This is a genomic window from Achromobacter sp. Root83 (assembly GCF_001428845.1).
Taxonomy (GTDB): domain Bacteria; phylum Pseudomonadota; class Gammaproteobacteria; order Burkholderiales; family Burkholderiaceae_B; genus Achromobacter.
Window position 1 is genome coordinate 91929 of sequence record NZ_LMIU01000024.1, and the last position, 18094, is coordinate 110022.

Here is an 18094-nt window from a genome sequence, read left to right on the forward strand (position 1 = left end):
CCTCAAGGGGGAGGAAGCCCTTGGGGGGCAGCAAGCGAGCGCTGCGTGGGGCTTTCTTTCAGGCCAGGCGGGCTTTTACTTGCTGCGACAGCGCGGTCATGTCGGCGCGGCCGGCCAGCGCCTGCTTCAGGATGCCCATGACCTTGCCCATGGCGGGCGCGCCGGTCACGCCCTGCGCGGCGACTTCGGCCAGCGCGGCGTCGATGGCGGCGGCCACTTCTTCAGGGGTGGCGGCCTGCGGCAGGAATTCCTGCAAGACCACCAGTTCGGCCTTTTCCTGTTCGGCCGTTTCCGTGCGGCCGGCCTGCTCGAACGCGGCGATCGACTCGCGGCGCTGCTTGACCTGCTTTTCGATGATGGCGGTGATCTCGGCATCGGACAGGTCGCGGCGTTCGTCCACTTCCTTCTGCTTGATGGCGGCCAGCAGGAAGCGCAGCGTGGTGAGGCGCGCGGCGGCCTTGGCGCGCATCGCGTCCTTGACGGAGTCGGACAGGCGGGTCTTGAGCGTAGCAGTGCTCATGGGTGAACCTTTGTGGTGTTGCGGTAAGCAAGAAGTGTAAACCGCCCGGCGGCGGACCGGGCTGGCGGGGAACCCGGCCTATTTGACGGTGGCGAGGTCGCCACGCAGGGCCACGCCCGCCACCACCGCGCCGGCATGGCATTCGTAGTCGGTGGTGCTGCGGTATTCATTCTTGCGGTAGTAGCTGACGATATTGGTGACGGCGTTGGCGCCCGCCTGCTTGGCGGCTTCGTGCAGCGCGATCACGGCGGACTGCGCCACCCACAGGCAGGCTTCCTCGTCTTTCTTGGCGAAGGCGTTGGTCTTGCGGTTGGTGACCACGCCGGCTTCCAGCACCTTGCCCTGGGGACCCGTGCCCGCCAGGTAGAACTTGACGCTGCCGTCGATCTTTCCGGCCGCCTGGGCGGCCTCGATCGCGGGCTGGATCGGCAGGTGCACGGTGCGGTCGGCGGCCAGGGCGGGGGCCGCGCCCGCCAGCGACAGCGCCAGCGTTCCAAACAACTTGCAAGAGATGTTCATGACATGGGTTCCAGAGTGGGACAAAGGGGTAAGCGGCCGCCGCGTCGGCATCAGGACCAGCGCCGGAACACCAGCGACGTGTTGATCCCGCCGAAGGCGAAGTTGTTGTTCATCACGTATTCATTGCTCATGCGCCTGCCTTCGCCGGCGAGATAGTCGAGGTCGCCGCACAGCGGGTCGACATTGCGCAGGTTCAGCGTGGGGGCGTACCAGTCGCGGTTGAGCATTTCGATGCTGAACCAGGACTCAAGGGCGCCGCAGGCGCCCAGCGTGTGTCCCAGGTAGCTCTTCTGGGAACTGATGGGCATGCGGCTGCCGAACAGGCTGCTGGTGGCCTGCGTCTCTGCCACGTCGCCCTGTTCGGTCGCGGTGCCGTGGCCGTTCACGTATCCGATCGCCTCGGGGGGCAGACCCGCGTCGGCCAGCGCCATTTCCATGGCGATGCGCATGGTGCGGGCTTCGGGACGGGTGATGTGGGTGCCGTCGGAATTGCTGCCGAAGCCGACGATTTCGGCGTGGATGCGCGCGCCGCGAGCCTGGGCATGTTCCAGGGATTCCAGCACCAGCATGCCGCCGCCTTCGCCGATGACCAGGCCGTCGCGGTCGCGGTCATACGGCCGCGGCGTGAGTTCGGGCGTGTCGTTCTTCTGGCTGGTGGCGTAGAGCGCGTCGAACACCAGCGCCTCGCTCGGGCAGAGTTCCTCGGCCCCGCCGGCCAGCATCAGGTCCTGGCGGCCATAGCGGATCGCCTCGTAGGCGTAGCCGATGCCCTGGCTGCCGGAGGTGCAGGCGCTGGAGGTGGGGATGATGCGCCCCTTCAGTTCGAAGAAGATGCCGACGTTGGCCGCGGTCGTGTGCGGCATCATGCGTACATAGGAGTTGGCGTTCAGGTCGTCGGTGACGCCGTTGAGCAACATGTTGCCGAACGCCCGGATCTCGGCCGTGCTGCCCACCGAAGAGCCGCATGCGACGCCCATGCGGCCGTCCGCGATGCTGGGATCGCCCAGCAGCGCGGCATCGTCCAGCGCAAGTTCGGCCGCCCGGACCGCCAGTTGGGAAACGCGCCCCATGCTGCGCAGTTGCTTGCGGGTCCAGTGCGAAGGCGTCTGAAATCCCTCGATGGGGCCGGCCAATCGCGTATTCAGTTCCGTGTACCGCGACCAGTCGGGCATGACGCGGATGGCGCTGCGGCCCGATTGAAATGCCTGCTGGACCGAGGTCCAGTCGGACCCCAGCGCGCTGATGCCGGCCATGCCGGTAATGACGACGCGTTTCATCAACACAATCCTCCGTTTACCGCGATGACCTGGCGCGTAATGTAGGCCGCGCCAGGCGACATCAGGAACGCCACCGTGGCGGCGACCTCTTCGGGCCGGCCCATGCGCTGGGCCGGCACCGCCTTGAGGATTTCTTCCACGGGTACGTGCTCGTCGATCATGTCGGTATCGATCAGGCCCGGGGCCACGCAATTCACGGTTATCTGGCGCTTTGCCAGTTCCACCGCCAAGGCCTTGGCGGCGCCGATCAGCCCGGCCTTGGAGGCGCTGTAGTTGACCTGGCCGCGGTTGCCGATCAGGCCGGACACCGACGCCATGCAAACCACCCGGCCCGGGGAGCGGCGCCGGATCATGGGCATCGCCAGCGGACTGAGGACGTTGTAGAAGCCGTCCAGATTGGTGCGCAGCACGGCGTCCCAGTCGTCGCCGGTGAGCGCCGGAAAGGCGCCGTCCCGCGTCAGCCCGGCGTTCAGGACGACGCCGTAGTAGGCGCCGTGCGCGTCGATGTCCGCTTGCAGGACGGCGGCGCATTGCGCCCGGTCCGCCACATCGAACTGCAGGACGCGCGCCTGCCGGCCGCGGGCCTGCACGTCGGCCTGGACGGCCTCGGCCTGGCCGCGCTGCTGGCGGCAATGCAGCACCAGGTCGTGGCCGGCGTCGGCCAGCGCCAGCGCGATCGCGCGGCCTATGCCGCGGCTTGAGCCGGTGACGAGAATAGGGGCGCTCATTCGGGGGATTCTTCCTGGATAAAGGCTTGGGGATCTTTCGGCTGATAGACGTTCAGCCTGGCTTGGGCCAGCAGGTGCTGGCCCTCGCGCAGTTCGCATTCGAAGACGCTCATGCCGCTGGCATCGATCAGGCCGCGCTGGACATGGATGGTCAGCGTGGCCCCTGGGGGCAATGCGCCGGCGTGGCATTCATAGCGCCGCGTGCCCAGCAGAAAGCCCAGCTTGACCTCCTGACCGGCCTCGCGGGCCTGGCACCCGGCCCAGGCGCCCACGGCCTGGGCCATGAGCTCCATGCCCAGCCAGGGCGGCAGGGAGCCGTCGGGCAGCGAGTAGGGACCGGGTTTGACGGTGGCGCGGGCCGTGAGGCTGTCCGTGTCGTAGCCGTCGATGTCGTCGAGCAGGATCATGTCGCCGGCGTGCGGCAGCAGGCTCGCGATGGGCCAGGGCGTCATGGCCGTCCTCCAAAAACCAGGCTGGCGTTGTTGCCGCCGAAGGCGAAGGAGTTGCTCATGGCCAGGCGCGGCTGGCCCTGCGCGTAGCGGTGGCCGGGCGTGCTGAACTGCAACGGGGGCAGCGCCGGGTCCGCCTGGCCGTCCCAGACGTGCGGCAGCAGCCGTCCGCTGGCGTTCCCGGCGGACAGCGTGATCCAGCAGAGCGCCGCCTCCAGCGCGCCTGCCGCGCCGAGCGCGTGGCCGGTGAGCGCCTTGGTCGAGGCGCACGGCACGCCCTGGGGGAACACGGAATGGGTGGCGTGGCTTTCCATGGCGTCGTTGTGCGTGGTTCCGGTGCCGTGGAGATTGAGCCAGCCTATGGCGTGCGCATCCACCTCCGACGAGCGCAGCGCGGCGAGCATGGCGCGGCGCGCGCCGGCGCCGGTGGGATCCGGCGCCGACATGTGCCAGGCGTCGGAACTGGCGCCGCCGCCGAGCAGGGCGACCGCGTTGGCGTCGGCCGGCGCGCGTTCCATCAGGAAGACCACGCCGGCCTCGCCGATATTGATGCCGCGGCGGTTGGCGGAAAACGGCACGCAGCGCGCTTCGTCGATGGCTTCGAGGGTGGCGAAGCCGTTGATGGTCAGCCGGCACAGCGTGTCCGCGCCGCCGCAGACCACGGCGTCGCACAGGCCAAGCCGCAGCAGCCGGTGCGCGGACAGCAGGGCGCGGGCGCTGGAGGTGCACGCGGTGGACAGGGTGTAGGCCGGGCCGGTCGTGCCCAGCCAGGCCGCGAAGAAAGCGGCGGGGGACGACAGCGCCTGCCGGCGGTAGTCGTAAGTGTCCGGCCAGGCGTCGCGCTCGCGCAGTTGCCGGAACGCGGGCGCGTTGTCGTTCACGCCCGACGTGCTGGTGCCCAGGATCACGGCGACGCGGCCGGGGCCGTATCGCGCGACCGCCTCGCGCAGCCGCGGCTCGATCTGCGTGGCCGCGGCCAGCAGCAATTGGTTGTTGCGGCTGTGATGATGGAGGGGGAGGCTGTCCGGCAGCGGCGGCAGCGCGCCGCGGTGGCTGCCCAAGGTCAGGGCGCGGCCGTCGACCCAGCCCGTCTGGGCCTGCATGCCGGCGGTGTCTCCGGCGAAGGCGGCGCGCGACACGGCCTCGATGCCGGCGCCCAGCGCGCAGACGATGCCCGGTGTGTCCAGCCAGGCGGTCATGGCAGTTCCTTCAAGGGGGTGACCGTCCATGTGACGCCGTCGGCCGTTGCGATGGAAAAGACGTCGGCGCGCGCAGGCTGGCGCCAGCGCACGGTCCATCGTGCGCGCCCCTGCTCCAGCAGTTCGCGTTGCGCCGTGCCGTCGGCGGCGACGCTGGCGCGCCAGGAGCCGGCGCCGTAGGCGGCATCGAGTTCCGTTTCGGGCGTCCACGAGAACACCAGGGCCGCGAAGAGGTCGCGTGCCTGCGCGTTGGGCCGCAAAAAGCCATCGTTGCGCCATTGCCCCCGCTCCAGCATCTGCCGGGCTTGCGGCACGCCCATGGGATCGAACAGGGACCAGCGCAGGGAGGGGCCTTCGCGTTGCGCCACCAGCAGCAGATCCAGCGCGGGCTGGCCCGCCGCCGTCTGGACGACGTGCAACTGGCGCGGCAGCGAGAAACCGGCCTCGCGGGCGGGCACCGGCGGCGCGCCTGCGCAGCCGGCCAACAGGGCCAGGGCCAGGATCGGGGACATGACCCGGATCAAGAACCGGCTCAAATTCCGGAATGGCGCGCGGCAGGGGGAGGGGATGGGCATGGCGGTCATTGCGGAATCAGGCGGGCTGCGCCAGCGGCGCGCCGGCGCGGCACAATTCGCTCAGCATGCGCAGGCGGCGCTGCGGGTTGGCGACGAAGGGGTTGGTGGTGTCCCAGGCGTAGCCGGCCAGGATGGAACTGATCATGCGGCGGATGTCGGGCTGCGCGTTGCGATAGAACACGACGTCCTGGAATTCGCCGCTGTACCAGCCTTGAACGTAGGCGCGGAAGGTCTCCACGCCGACCATCAGCGGATCGGCGAATTCCGCCTGCCAGTCCACTTCCGCGCCGTTCAACTGGCGGTGCAGCGCATCGGCGGCCAGCTTGGACGAGCGCAGGGCGATGGTGACGCCCGAGGAAAACACCGGATCCAGGAATTCGGCCGCGTTGCCCAGCAAGGCGTAGCCCGGGCCGTGCAGCCGCGTCACGCTGGCGGAATAGCCGCCGATGGTGTTGGCCGGGGTATCCCAGACGGCGTTCTTCAGAATCCGCTTCAGATTGGGCGCGGCGTCGGCCATCTGGCGCAAGGTGGTCATCAGGTCCTGGCCGCCGCCACCGAACAGGTCTTCGCCGCCCACCACGCCGAACGAGCAGCGGCCGTTGGAGAACGGGATCAGCCAGTACCAGATGCCGCGCTGCTCGGGATGCACGCTGATAAGGATTTTCTCGCGGTCGAAGCCCGCGTCATCGATCCGGTCCTCGATGTGGGTGAAGATGGCCTTGCGGGGCGGCATCGAGGATGGGCGTTCCAGGTCCAGCAGGCGCGCCAGGACCCGGCCGTAGCCACTGGCGTCCAGCACGAAGCGGCTCTTGACCTGGTAGTCCGTGCCATCCGCGCGGCGCACGTCCAGCAGCGGGCCGGTATCGCTGAAATCCGCGGCGGTCACTTCCTGCTGGTAGCGGACCTCCACGCCCTGGCGGGCCGCGTCGTCCGCCAGCACCTTGTCGAACGTTGCGCGCTGCACCTGGAAGGTGGTGCCCGGACCGGCCGTGAACTTGTCGCGGAAATCGAAGTAGGTGTAGGCGTCGCCGCAAGCGAAGGCGGCGCCGTTCTTGACCTGGAAGCCGGCCGCTTCGACGGCGGGCATCATGCCGGCCTCTTGCACGAATTCCAGGCAGTGCGCGAGCAGGCTTTCGCCGATGGAAAAGCGCGGAAACTGCTGGCGCTCCAGCATCAGGACATCGTGCCCCTGCCGCTTGAGCAGAGCCGCCGCGACGGCACCCGCGGGGCCCGCCCCGATGACCACAACTTCCCGATGTTCCATGCTGCAGGTTTCCTTGTTGTTTTGATGACAGTGACTTGCGGGTCAGGCGCGCCGGGGCGCGCGGATCCACGGCGCCCACAGCAGTGAAAATGCGACGCCCAGCGCCACCGCCAGGCCGAAGTTGGCAATGGCGGGCGTGCGGCTGACCGCGAGCAGGCCGAACGACAGCAGCGTGGTCACCGCGCCGAGCAGGATGCCGACCAGGCTGGCGGCCGCGCCCGCCACGCGTTCGTACATGAAAATGGCGTAATCCACGCCGATGGCCGATACCAGCAGCAGCCCGAACAGGCTGAACAGCGTAAGCGGCTGGCCCAGGTAGCCCAGCGCTGCCAGGCTGCAGGCGGTCGCCGCCAGCGGCACGGCCAGGATGCGCCAGGCGGCGGCCCGGCCCAGGGTCAACAGCAGCAGCACGGCGGCAACGGCGTAAGACAGCAGTTTGAGTTCGGCCGCTTCGATTCGCGTGGCGGCGAACATGCGGTTCAGCTCGCCGCTGCGGTCCACCAGCGTGACGCCGGGCGCGGCCGCCGCGATGGCGGCCAGCGCGGCGGTATCGCGCAGGCCCAGCAGGACGACCATGCCCGCGGCCTCGCCGCCGTGTTCTCCGAGCCACAGCGTGCGCCATCGTTCGGCCTGCGGAGCGCGCAGCGCACTGTCTATGGTGACGACGGGCAATGCCGCCATCGATCGCAGTTCGTGTTCCAGCGCCGCATAAGGGATGCCGAGGGCGGTCATGGCCTTCCAGACGCCGGGCTGCGCGGCGAGATCGGCCAGGCGCGCGCCCAGCGCCTGCTGTTCGGCGGCGGGCGAAACGAGCTGGCTCAGCGAGTTGTAGCCAGCCAGCCCGCCGCGCTTGACCAGGGCATCGAGCTGCCCCGACACCAGGGCCTGCCGGCGCAGCAGTTCATCGGCGTCCGGCGCGCGCACCAGGAAGAACTGGCTGGTGGGCATGAAGCCGGTGATTTCGCCGATCTGTTTTGCCTGCTGCAGCAAGGGGGCGGGAAGGCTGAGCCATTGACGCAGATCGTCCTGTATCCCCAGGCGGGCAATGCCGCCCGCGGTGGCCGCGGTCAGGGCCGCCGCGCCTATCCACAGCACGGCGCGCCGGCCGGCAAGCCGCTCGCGGGCGCGCAGCGCACCCTCGGCGAAGCGCAGCAGCGGCTGCCACGGACGCGGGCTCCAGCCATCCATCCAGGCCGGCAACTGGCACACGGTGCAGGCATACGCGCCCAACAGGCCCGCGGCCGAAAACACGGCGGTCTGCGTCAGGGCGGGAAAAGGGGTGAACGCCAGGGCGACATAGCCGACCAGGCTGGCGGCCAGGCTGATGGTGAGGCCCGGCAGGACGCGGCGTAGCGCGGGCCATGCCTGCCAATCCGGCATGCCATAGCTTTTGCCCAGCCAATGCATGGGGAAATCCACCGCGACGCCGATCAGGCTTGCGCCGATGACCAAGGTCAGCACGTGGATGGAGCCGAATACCGCGACGCACGCGACGGCGCCCGTCAGCAAGCCCACGGCCACCGGCACAAAGGCCAGCAGCGCCCGCCCGCGCCGCAGCGCCAGCAGCAGCACCAGCACAATGCCGATTGTGGCGCCGGACCCAATCCAGCCGCCTTCGGCCACGGCCTGCGCCTTGCCCGCGGCGGCGTACAACGGCCCGCCCGCCACCAGCAGATCTGCGCCGGATGCGCGCAAGGCCAGCCTGTCCTGCTCAAGCTGCGCCGCGATCCGCTCCGGCGCGGCGGCATCGAACGCGTCGCCGCGCGTCTCGGCGCGCACCAGCACCCAGCGCCGGCCTTCGTGTTCGGCCTGCAGCGTGCCCGATCCAATGTCGAACTGCACGGCGCCGCCCGGGCGCAACGCCTGCTCGGCGCGCCGGGTCAGGCCCAGCCAGTCCTCGGCCACGGGCACGAGGCCCGAGGATGAGAACGGGTCGGACAGTTCACGGGCCCGGCGCTGCGCGTAGGCGGCGGGGTCCGTCGTCAGTTGCTGGCGGTCGGCCAGCGGCAGCATGGCCAGGCGGCCCGCCTGCAACTGCGAGCGCAGCGCCGCCAGATCCGCGTCCACGTCCACTTGAACCAGCGAAAACAGGCCGCTGTCGGACCAGCGCCTGGCCAACAGCCGCGCCGGGGCCGCCGGTTCCGCGCCGGCGGGGGCGGCGACCAGCGCGACGATCTGCCGCGACAACGGTTCCTGGATGCGGGCTTCCGCGAGCTGGCGCGTGGCGTCGGCCGCCGCGTGCGGCACCAGTTCCATCAGGTTGGCCGACACCGGCCAGCCATTCCGGCATTGCCATGCGCCGGCGCACAGCACCAGCAGCAGCGCCAGCTTGAACAGCCGGGGCAGCCAGCGTTCAATCGGCAAACGCACGTTGTTCCTCGGCGTTCAGGGCGCTGGCGGCGACCGCGTCGACCATCAGGAGGACGCTGCGGTCGCCCTGGGTTTCGCGCAGTTCAATGCGGTCCACCAGTTTGCCGCCGTTGATTTGGATGCTCTCGAATATCTGGCGCAGCAGGGCCGAACGCGGCGTCAGCAGAAGCTGCCAGCCGTCCTGTTGGCCAGTCAGCGCCAGATCGAAGCTCTGCTGCAGGCCGGCGGTATCGCCCGCGAGCACGGACAGGAACAGCCGGTTCTCGCGGCCGGCGCCGGAATGCTGCGGCAGCGCTTGCCAGTGGCCCGATTCATCCCGGCGCGAGATGCCGTCGGCGTTGATGCGCAGGTCCTGCGCGATGGGCGTGCGCAGCAGCCACAGCAGGCCCTTGCCCGCGGCGAGCGTGAAGTCTCCCCGGCTGGTCAGCGGCTGCGGCAGCGAGCGCAGGAATTTCTGCTGCACGAACTGGCCGCGCACGACGGGCGTGGCGCGCAACTGTTCCTGCAGGTCGTTCAGGTCGAACGCGCGCGCGGCCAGGGGCGCCAGGGCCAGCGCCAGCAGGCAGACGGCACGGCCCAGAAGGGTGCGGAGCGGGGAGAGGCGCGGCATCACGACGGCTCCTGGGATGCCAGCCTGCGCTGGACGGCGGCGACGAATACCGGAGGGGATGCCAATTGCATTTCACGGCTTGCCAGGCAGACCGCGACCTGTTCGGAGGTGGCGCGCGTCAGCCGCTGGCCGCTGTCGGCGTCCTGGATCAGATAGTTGATCTTGAGCCGGTGTTCCCATTCCACGAGTTCCGCGCGCACGACGAGGCGCTGGCCGAACTGCGCGGGCTGGGCGTAGCGCAGGTGCAGGTCGATCACCGGCCAGGCATAGCCGCTGGCGCGCATGGCGTCGTAATTGTGGCCAATCTGGTCCAGCAGTTCGCAGCGCGCCTGTTCCAGGTATTTCACATAATGGCCATGCCACACGACGTTGATCGAATCGACATCGAAAAATGGCACCCGGATTTCGACTTCGGCGCCGATGGCTCCACGTTTACGCATCGTCTTTCCAGAAAGGGTAGAAGTTGAACCATTGCAGCGGCGCCAGGCGGCAGTGGGCCGCCAAGCGGTCGGCGTAGCGCTGTGCCCAGTGCGCGATCCGCGCCTGACGGGTGGCGCGAGTCCATTCGATCCCGTCGGACAGCCGCTCCATCGACACGCGGTAGCGCGCGCCGTGGCGCGTGCAGAACAGCAGATTCACCGGGCAGCGCAACAGGCCCGCCAACAGCCAGGGGCCCTGCGGCAGCAAGGCCGTGGCGCCCAGAAAATCCACCGGCGTGCTGCGGTCGCCGCGCAACGGCACGCGATCGCCCGCGATGGCCAGCCATTCGCCGCGCTCGAGGCGCTGCGCCAGGTCCAGCATCACGGGCGCGTCCAATTCACTGACCTGTATCATGCGCAAGCCGCCGCCGGCCTCGTCAAGCAGCCGGCTGAAGTGCACGGCGTTCTTGCTGTGGACCAGCACGTTCAAGCGCAGCGCGCCCGTCCGTTCGGCCAGCGCCCGGCAGATTTCGATATTGCCCAGATGCGAGCCCACCAGAATCTGGCCGCGGCCGCGCCCCATCTGCGCATGCAGGCCGTGGGGGTCTGCCATGTCCAGACTGTCCATCGTGATCCTGCCTTGCCACACATCCAGCTTGTCCAGCATGGCGTCCGCGAACGCGAGGTACTGGCGGTAGACGGGCAAGACGCGCGGCAGCGGCACGGTGAGCTCGCCGGTGTGCGCCAGCCGCCGCTGATACGCCGCGATGGCGCGCCGCGCGCGTCCGCCAAACAGGTAGAAGTACAGCACCACCAGCCACACGGCGGGCGCGACGACGCGCCGGCCCAGCTTGCGCGCCGCCCAGGCCGTCAGACGCATGAGCGCGGGACTGCCCCGTTCGGCCTGGCCGGCCCAGTGCGGGTCCGCGGTGTTCATGGGCGGGATTTCCGCGCCAACCGGCGCCACAACAGCGCGGGCGAGCGGGCCAGCATGCCGAAGAACAAGCGCGCATGCATGCGGCTGATCAGCAGGTTGTCGCGCAGTCCCTTGAAGTGCGAGACGCCGCCTTCCGGGTAGATCACGCGCGTCGGCAGCCAGGCCATCGCCACGCCCCGCCAGTGCAGCCGCACCAGAATGGCGATGTCGAAATCCATGCGGCGCCCCACGTGGGTCTGGTCGATGACGTCAAGCGCCCGCGCAAGCGGATACACCCGAAAGCCGCACATGGCATCGGGAATGTCCAGCGACAGCGTATTGATCCAGACCCAGACGCGTGTCAGCCAGCGTCCGTACAGACGGCTGCGGGGCACGTCGTCGCCGTAGACGGGCTCGCCGCAGATCACGGCCTGCGGGCGCGCGCGCGAGGCGTCCGCGAACGCGGCGGCATCCTGCAAGGCATGCTGGCCGTCGGCATCGACCTGCAGGGCGTGCGTATGGCCCAGGGCGGCCGCCGCGCGAAGTCCGTCCTGCACCGCCGCGCCCTTGCCGCCGTTGACGGCGCGGCGCACCAGATGCGTGCCAGGAAGTGCCGCCAGCGCGTCGAGCGCGGCCGCGCATTCCGGCGCCGAGCCGTCATCAACAAGGACGCAGGGCAGGCCCTGCGCGGCCAGTTGCGCGTGAACGGCGCCCACCGTGCCCGCGTGGTTGTACACGGGGATGACGGCGCAGAGACTATGCGCCGCCATGGTCTTCCCCCTGCAGCACGCGGCCCGACGAGCAGGGCGCGCCGCCCACGGTGAAGGCGAAGTACAGCTTTTGCCGGGCCTCGTCCCATTTCAGCGCAAGGACCGCGCTGTCGCCCGGGCGCAAGAGGCGTTGGAACTTCAGCGCTTCCATGCCCGCGAACCGCAGGCCTGGGCGCAGGTCGCGTTTGCCCAGCGCCAGGGCCCAGCCGATCTGCGCCACGCCCGGCACCACGGGCGCCGTGGGGAAGTGGCCGCTGAAATAGGTCAGGTCGCAGGGAATGTCCAGCGTGTAGCGGCGTTCGTTGTCCGGTTGCCCGGGCAGGTCCGCCGCTACCGCGACGGGCGCCGCGGGCCGGGGACCGGCCGCGGCGTCGAACTCGGCTTGCGGCAGCTTGCCCTGCGCGTTGGCGGGCAGGTGCTGGAAAAGCCGCCACGTGCGCGGCACGGCCAGGGATTCAAACCCGGCCGCCAGATGCGCGCGCAAGGCGTCGATCACCGCCTTGCGGCCCTGGTTGCGCAGCGTGTGCAGGCCCCGTGGCGACAGCGCCACCAGCGCCGCCAGGCGGGCGCCGCCGGCAAGCTTGCCCAGCCGCGCGTCCGCCACGTAGGCATGCCGCATCAGCGCTTGCTCCACCATCGGCAGCGAAATGCGCTTTTCCTCGATCTTCACGATGCGGTCCAGCCGGCCCAGCAGTTGGAATCCGTGCGCCGTGATCTCGGCGCCGTCGGCGGTGTGTTCTTCAGTGGCGCTTATCCAGGGCGCCCGAACCCGCAGGGCGCCATCGCCGCCCAGGCCGGCTTCCACGCCTGGCAGCGGCTGCCAGTCCGACGAGCCGGTCCGCCACGCGACGGCGCCGGTCTCGGAGCTTCCGTAGATTTCGGTGGGACGCAGTCCCAGCGACCGTTCGATATGGTCGGATACGTCTTGAGGCAAGGCGCCGCCGGACGAATGGATGCGGGTGAGCCGCCCGCGCAGCCCGGCCCAGTCCAGGCGCTGTCCCAGGCGCCGCAGCAAGGCGGGGCTGGCGATCCACGTGAAGGAGGGATGGCGCAGGCTGGCCTGCTGCAGGTCTTCGGGATAGAGGCGCTGGCGCCGGTCGATCAGCCGGCCCGCGCACAGCGGCCACAAGACGCGGAAGGGAAGGCCGTACATGTGCTGCGCCGAAACGCTGCCCAGCACGGGCGAGTCCGTATCCGGCCACTGCTGTTGCAGCGCATGCACCTCTTGCGCGAGCTGGCGCCATTGCTTGACGATGTGTTTGGGCGTTCCGCTGGAACCCGACGTGCACAGCACCAGCGTGAGCGACGCATCCAGTTCGGCCGGCTCCAGCGGGGGATGGTCTTGCAGGTCTTCCAGCCGCCATTGCCGCTGCCCGGGAACGGGCAGGTCGGCGTCCGTCAGCCAAGCGTCCACCGTGGGATCCAGGCTGGCGCAGGTGTGCGCCTGGCAGTCGCCGGGCAGCACCGCCACCACGCCGGCGCGCCAGCATGCGAAGAGCGCGCAGGCCAGGTTGGCGGCGTCGTCGAACCAGAGCGCAGCGCGTCGTGTCGCACGCGCATGCAGTCCGGCCGCCATGCGCAGGCTGGCCTGCGCAAACGCATCGCGCGTCAGCAAGGGCTCGTCCGCCAGCGGAGCAATGGCCGTGGCAGGAAGCAGCAGGCGCGTCAGGGGCGTCCAGGCCATGGCTCAGGCGGCCCTTGCCGCGGCGGGGCGCAGCAGCCATTCGCCGGCCATCATCAAGCCCATCAGCGCATAGCTTGCGCCGCCGTTGTAGGCGAGCCACCAGCTCCAGGGCGCCCAGGCTGCCAGCGCGGCGGCGAGCGCGCCGTTCAGCAGGAAAAACAGGCACCACGCCCGCGTCACGTTGCGCGTGTAGCGCACGCCTTCGGGCGGCAGGTCGGGATGGCGCAAGCGCGCCAGCCGTTCGATCACGGGGCGGCCCACGCGCAGGCTCGATCCGAAGATCGCCAGCATCATGCCGTTGACCAGGACGGGATACCAGCGCAGCCAGCCTTGCGAGTTCGACACCGCCAGAATCAGGCAGAAGACGAGCGCCGCCGCGGGCAGCAGCCTGTCGGCGGCTTGCGGGTCCCGCGCCGTCCAGGCGCGCGCCAGCCACAGCAGGGCAAGCGGCAAGGCCAGCCAGGCGGCATTCAGATGTTCCAGCGTCGCGTAGACGATGAACGGGTAAGCCAGGCCGGCGGCGGCCAGCGCCGCGGCCACGCCGCGACTCATGCGGCCGGATCCTGCTTTTGCCACATGGCCTGCACCACGTCCTCGACCGTGCGCACGGTGCGGAAGTCGTTGGCGTCGAGCTTGCGGCCGGTCTGGCGGCGGACGTGGTCGATCAGGTCGATCGCGTCGATGCTGTCGATTTCCAGATCGGTATAGAGATTGGCTTCGGGCGTGATCCGTTCCGGTTCGATTTCGAACAGTTCGACCAGCGCGCCGCGCAGCGTGGTAAAGATTTCCTCGCGGGTATGCATCGTGACTCCGTATGCGTCAGTCGCGGCGTTGCGCCGTGACAAAGGCCGCCAGGCTGGCAATGCTGGCGAAATGCTCGCGCATGTTGCGCGTTTCGGGGTCGATGACGATGCCATAGCGCTTTTGCAGCGCCAGCCCCAGTTCCAGCGCGTCCACCGAATCCAGGCCCAGCCCATCGCCGAAGAGATGGGCCTCGCGGTCGATGTCGTCAGGGGTGATGTCTTCCAGACCCAGGGATTCGATGACAAGCGTTTTCAGCTCGATTTCCAGTTGATTCATCCAGCTATGACTCCACTTCCGCCGCGTTCGCGGGCTGTTTGTTCATTGAAATGCCGTCGGCCGCGGTACGTGCCAGCTCGGCTTCGAAATAGGTGTGCAGATAGGCGTTCATCTTGCGGCCGGCGATGGGCAGTGGATGCGCGGCGCTCCAGGTGGCGGGGTCGATATCGTCGCCCACCTGAATGACGTAGCGCATCCGGCAAGGGGGAATGCGGTACCAGGGCTCGCCTTTGGTCAGGCTGCGGGGATTCATGCGGATGACGACAGGGGTCACGACGCGGGCCCCGCGCAGCGCGATGGCGCAGGCGCCACGATGGAACTGCGGAAGCGCGTCGGGCGGGGTGCGCGTGCCTTCGGGGAAGACGATCAGGGTCTCGCCGTCGCGCAGCACGTCCGCGGCGCGGTCGAACATGTCGAAACTCTCGTCGTTGGTGATGTAGCCCGCGTTCGCGACCGGGCCCCGCGTGAACGGGTTGGTCGCCAGGCCGTGCTTGACGATGCAGTTGGCATTTTTCACGTGTCCGACCAGAAACACCACGTCGAGCAGCGAAGGGTGGTTGGCCAGGATCATCTGGCCCGGCTTGCCCAGGCGTTCGGCGCCCTTGAACTCGACGGTCAGGATGCCCATCCGCACCATGAAGCGGATGAACAGGCGGAATGTCCCGTGCAGCGCCCAGCGGGCCCGGCGCTGTTTGTCGAGCCGGCTTCCGGGCAGCAGCCGCTGCGGCGGAAACACCATTAGGCGCAGCAGCACGCCGCCCAGGCCGAACATGGTGAAGGCCATGCCGGTGGCGAACAGGCGCCAGAGCCAGAAGTCCTGGCGGGGGCGGGCAGTGTCGTTCATGGCGTGCGGGTCCAGGTCCATGCGCGGGCGCGGTTCGCGTGCCGCCAGCTCGGCGTGCGCAGCGTCAGGTGCCGCAGCAGACTCAGCGGATTCGGCCAGAGTTGCGCGGCGGCTTCGTCATCGCCGCCCGGCGGTGGGCCCAACGCCAGCGTCCAGTCGGTGCCGGGACAAAGCCGGAATGCGGCGGCATAGGAAACCGGCACATCCTTTATCCAGGGGGCATAGGGCGCGGGCGGCTGTTCTTCGGCCAGCACCACAAGCACGTTTTCGTGCCCCTGTTCGAACAGCATCGCCGCTTCGATGAACGCATGCTCCAGGCCGTCATCTTCGACGGACAGGGCGACGGACTCAGCGGTTTCGCGGCGTATGATCGACCACTGCGCGGCGATGGCGTTGTGCACGGACAGGCCAAAGGCCGTGGGTGAAAGCGGTTCGTCCGCCGCCAGCGATTGCAGCAGGCCGAAATTACGGGTGGTTTCACCATGCCTGGACGCGAACACCAGGGGCATGCCGGCATGAGCGTCGGCCAGCGGCCACGCGCAGGCGAACACCGCGCGAGCCAGGGGGCTCAGGCGGCGGCGTTGCATGGGGGGCAGGAAGTCCAGGCGGGGGGCGCTCTGATCTCCAATGGGGCAGTAGGGGTGTTCAGCCCAATCCAGCCAGCCGTCGGGATCTTGAAATCCTTGCGTCCAACCTTGCCATTGCGCGATTGAAAACGTCAACATAGCGCGCGAGTTTACTATGGGGGTCCGCGTCTATTTTGTTTTAAAAAGTTACCATTCATACATATTCAGGGTGTAACTTACAAATTGTATTATCAACCAGTTACATAATTGCGTGGCTATTCAGGAACTTTTCATCTGGTGGGCGGACGAAAGCGCCGCCGCTAATTATGGGGTCAACGATCTGTCGCCGCCGGATGCCGTCCGGGCGGCGGCGGTTCGCGGTCCCAAGGCGCTGAGCGACTGGAAGGTCAGCCGCGCCCTGCTGCAGGCCGTGCGGGCGTCGATACCCGCGCCGGGCGTGTCGTCGCTGAGCCACAGCCACGGCCACGCGATTTGCGCCACGGCTCCCGCCGGATGGAAGGTCGGCGCCGATCTGGAACGCATCCGCCCTCGGGACGTCGAGCGGCTGGCGCAATGGGTCTGCTCAACGGCGGAGCGCGAGGCATTGGCCGCGCTGGATGGCGCCGAACGGCTGGAACGCTTTTACCTGCTCTGGACCCTGAAGGAGGCCTTCGTCAAGGCTGCCGGGCTGGACTTTCCCGCCGATATGGCGCGGGTGGGGCTCGATCCGGCGCCCGACGGACCAGGGCTGCTGCTGCGCGCGCCGCCCGGAGGGTGGGGCGCCGCCGCGTTTCGGGTCGGCCACGATTGGATGGCTTGCGCCGTATGGCAGGAGCCCGCGGCGTGGCCAGCCGGCACGGCGCGCCCCGGGTGGCGCGGCGCCTGGTCATGCGAGGTGCCCGCGCTGATGGCGGCGGGGCACTGGCGCACGGACACAGACTGAAGCGGGAAGGGATTTCACGATTCGCTTTTAAAGATGTATTATAAATATATGTTTAAAAGCGAGCACGATCGCACCACTAGGAGCAGCAGATGTTGAGCCCCCAAACCCGCGAGCTGGTCAAGGCCACGGCCCCCGTCCTGAAGACGCACGGCGTAGCGCTGACCAAGCATTTCTACGCGCGCATGTTCGAGCACAATCCCGAACTCAAGCACATCTTCAATCAGGCCCACCAAGCGGGCGGCCAACAGCAGCACGCCCTGGCCGGCGCGGTGACCGCCTATGCCGAGCACATCGAGGATCCTTCCGTGCTGATGCCCGTGGTGACGCGCATCGTGCACAAGCACGTCAGCCTGGGCATCCGGCCCGAACACTATGCGATCGTGGGCAAGCACCTGCTGGCTTCGATCCGCGAAGTGCTGGGCGAGGCGGCCACGGATGAACTGGTGGACGCCTGGGGCGCGGCCTATGGCCAGCTCGCGGATCTGCTGATTGCCGAAGAAGCGCGCCTGTACGCGGAATCCGCGAACAAGCCGGGCGGCTGGACGGGCTGGCGGGCGTTCCGGGTGGTCGGCAAGCAGCCTGAAAGCGCCGAAATCACCTCGTTCTACCTGGCGCCGGCCGACGGCGGCACGGTGCCGGCATACCGGCCTGGCCAGTATGTATCGGTGCGCGTCTACGTGCCCGAATTGGGCCTCATGCAGCCCCGCCAGTACAGCCTGTCGGACGCGCCGGGCCAGGATCGCCTGCGCATTTCGGTCAAGCGCGAAGCGGCCGGCCATCAGACGCCCGCCGGGCGCGTGTCCAACGCGCTGCATGACCGCCTGGAAGAAGGCGGCGTGCTGGACGTGGCGCCGCCGCAGGGCGACTTCCATCTGCGCGAAGACAGCGATGCGCCGGTGGTGCTGCTGAGCGGCGGCGTGGGCCTGACGCCCATGGTGTCGATCCTGAACCATCTGGTGCGTGCCGACGACGGCCGCCAGATCCGCTTCGTGCACGGCTGCCGCAACCGTTCGGTGCATGCCATGAAAGACCACATCAACGGCATCGCCGCCGAACGCGGCAATGTGCGCAAGGCGGTGTTCTACGAGGAAGTCGGCCACGGCGACGAGCCCGGCCGCGACTACGACTACCAGGGCCGCGTCGATCTGCACGCGATTCGCGACGAGGCCATCGTGCCCGGCGCGGACTATTACCTGTGCGGTCCGGCCGCCTTCATGCGCGCGCAGCGCGAGGCGTTGCAAGGCTTGGGCGTGGCGGAAGACCGCATCCACGCCGAGGCCTTCGGCACCGGCGGCGCGCCCGCCTGAGCGGTGTATCCTGGCGGCCTGGTCCTCCCGGGCCGCCCGGATCTCACTCCAACC

Annotated in this window: 21 protein-coding genes; 2 read left to right on the forward strand and 19 right to left on the reverse strand. The window is 68.9% G+C overall.

Annotated elements, in window-relative coordinates:
• Window positions 1–58: 58 nt before the first annotated feature.
• From ASE30_RS21960 to ASE30_RS22050, 19 genes are all read right to left on the reverse strand, one after another.
• Window positions 59–520: a GatB/YqeY domain-containing protein gene (locus ASE30_RS21960; protein ID WP_057286400.1), complete on the reverse strand. Its 462-nt coding sequence runs from the start codon at window positions 518–520 to the stop codon at window positions 59–61.
• A gap of 78 nt (window positions 521–598) precedes the next feature.
• Window positions 599–1039 carry a hypothetical protein gene (locus ASE30_RS21965; protein WP_057286401.1) on the reverse strand — a complete coding sequence of 147 codons (441 nt, stop codon included), beginning with the start codon at window positions 1037–1039 and terminating at the stop codon, window positions 599–601.
• Between the two features lie 50 nt (window positions 1040–1089).
• The gene (locus ASE30_RS21970; protein ID WP_057286402.1) at window positions 1090–2316 is read right to left on the reverse strand and encodes a beta-ketoacyl-ACP synthase; all 1227 of its coding nucleotides are present in this window, start codon (window positions 2314–2316) and stop codon (window positions 1090–1092) included.
• A complete protein-coding gene (fabG, locus tag ASE30_RS21975) occupies window positions 2316–3044 on the reverse strand; it encodes a 3-oxoacyl-ACP reductase FabG (protein ID WP_057286403.1) in 729 nt (242 codons plus the stop codon). The genes ASE30_RS21970 and fabG overlap by 1 nt, the downstream gene beginning before the upstream one ends.
• Complete coding sequence (locus ASE30_RS21980; RefSeq protein ID WP_057286404.1) at window positions 3041–3496, reverse strand: hotdog family protein; 456 nt, start codon at window positions 3494–3496, stop codon at window positions 3041–3043. Before ASE30_RS21980 ends, fabG begins: the two co-directional genes overlap by 4 nt.
• Complete coding sequence (locus tag ASE30_RS21985; RefSeq protein WP_057286405.1) at window positions 3493–4692, reverse strand: beta-ketoacyl-ACP synthase; 1200 nt, start codon at window positions 4690–4692, stop codon at window positions 3493–3495. Before ASE30_RS21985 ends, ASE30_RS21980 begins: the two co-directional genes overlap by 4 nt.
• Complete coding sequence (locus ASE30_RS21990; protein WP_057286406.1) at window positions 4689–5204, reverse strand: hypothetical protein; 516 nt, start codon at window positions 5202–5204, stop codon at window positions 4689–4691. Before ASE30_RS21990 ends, ASE30_RS21985 begins: the two co-directional genes overlap by 4 nt.
• A 79-nt stretch (window positions 5205–5283) precedes the next feature.
• Window positions 5284–6531, reverse strand: a complete 1248-nt coding sequence (locus tag ASE30_RS21995) for an NAD(P)/FAD-dependent oxidoreductase (RefSeq protein ID WP_057286407.1) — start codon at window positions 6529–6531, stop codon at window positions 5284–5286.
• Between the two features lie 42 nt (window positions 6532–6573).
• Window positions 6574–8901 carry an MMPL family transporter gene (locus tag ASE30_RS22000; RefSeq protein ID WP_057286408.1) on the reverse strand — a complete coding sequence of 776 codons (2328 nt, stop codon included), beginning with the start codon at window positions 8899–8901 and terminating at the stop codon, window positions 6574–6576.
• The gene (locus ASE30_RS22005) at window positions 8885–9511 is read right to left on the reverse strand and encodes an outer membrane lipoprotein carrier protein LolA (RefSeq protein ID WP_057286409.1); all 627 of its coding nucleotides are present in this window, start codon (window positions 9509–9511) and stop codon (window positions 8885–8887) included. The genes ASE30_RS22000 and ASE30_RS22005 overlap by 17 nt, the downstream gene beginning before the upstream one ends.
• Window positions 9511–9951 carry a thioesterase family protein gene (locus ASE30_RS22010; protein ID WP_057286410.1) on the reverse strand — a complete coding sequence of 147 codons (441 nt, stop codon included), beginning with the start codon at window positions 9949–9951 and terminating at the stop codon, window positions 9511–9513. The genes ASE30_RS22005 and ASE30_RS22010 overlap by 1 nt, the downstream gene beginning before the upstream one ends.
• A complete protein-coding gene (locus ASE30_RS22015) occupies window positions 9944–10867 on the reverse strand; it encodes a glycosyl transferase (protein ID WP_057286411.1) in 924 nt (307 codons plus the stop codon). The genes ASE30_RS22010 and ASE30_RS22015 overlap by 8 nt, the downstream gene beginning before the upstream one ends.
• Complete coding sequence (locus ASE30_RS22020) at window positions 10864–11616, reverse strand: glycosyltransferase family 2 protein (protein WP_057286412.1); 753 nt, start codon at window positions 11614–11616, stop codon at window positions 10864–10866. The genes ASE30_RS22015 and ASE30_RS22020 overlap by 4 nt, the downstream gene beginning before the upstream one ends.
• Window positions 11603–13300 carry an AMP-binding protein gene (locus ASE30_RS22025; protein WP_057286413.1) on the reverse strand — a complete coding sequence of 566 codons (1698 nt, stop codon included), beginning with the start codon at window positions 13298–13300 and terminating at the stop codon, window positions 11603–11605. Before ASE30_RS22025 ends, ASE30_RS22020 begins: the two co-directional genes overlap by 14 nt.
• A 3-nt stretch (window positions 13301–13303) precedes the next feature.
• Window positions 13304–13852 (reverse strand): hypothetical protein, encoded by a 549-nt coding sequence (locus ASE30_RS22030; protein ID WP_057286414.1) that lies wholly within the window; start codon window positions 13850–13852, stop codon window positions 13304–13306.
• Complete coding sequence (locus ASE30_RS22035) at window positions 13849–14103, reverse strand: acyl carrier protein (protein WP_057286415.1); 255 nt, start codon at window positions 14101–14103, stop codon at window positions 13849–13851. The genes ASE30_RS22030 and ASE30_RS22035 overlap by 4 nt, the downstream gene beginning before the upstream one ends.
• 16 nt (window positions 14104–14119) lie before the next feature.
• On the reverse strand, window positions 14120–14380 hold the full coding sequence (locus tag ASE30_RS22040; RefSeq protein ID WP_057286416.1) for a phosphopantetheine-binding protein: 261 nt from the start codon (window positions 14378–14380) through the stop codon (window positions 14120–14122).
• A gap of 4 nt (window positions 14381–14384) precedes the next feature.
• Entirely contained in the window at window positions 14385–15224 is an 840-nt protein-coding gene (locus ASE30_RS22045) for a 1-acyl-sn-glycerol-3-phosphate acyltransferase (RefSeq protein WP_082601694.1), read from the reverse strand.
• Complete coding sequence (locus ASE30_RS22050) at window positions 15221–15949, reverse strand: beta-ketoacyl synthase chain length factor (RefSeq protein WP_057286418.1); 729 nt, start codon at window positions 15947–15949, stop codon at window positions 15221–15223. The genes ASE30_RS22045 and ASE30_RS22050 overlap by 4 nt, the downstream gene beginning before the upstream one ends.
• Before the next feature lie 112 nt (window positions 15950–16061).
• Here ASE30_RS22050 and ASE30_RS22055 point away from each other — a divergent pair, with 112 nt between their 5' ends.
• Together ASE30_RS22055 and hmpA are read left to right on the forward strand one after the other, a co-directional pair.
• Window positions 16062–16733, forward strand: a complete 672-nt coding sequence (locus ASE30_RS22055) for a 4'-phosphopantetheinyl transferase superfamily protein (protein ID WP_057286419.1) — start codon at window positions 16062–16064, stop codon at window positions 16731–16733.
• Window positions 16734–16822: 89 nt separating this feature from the next.
• Window positions 16823–18040, forward strand: coding sequence for an NO-inducible flavohemoprotein (gene hmpA, locus ASE30_RS22060; RefSeq protein ID WP_057286420.1), 1218 nt, complete (start codon window positions 16823–16825; stop codon window positions 18038–18040).
• Window positions 18041–18094: the final 54 nt, after the last annotated feature.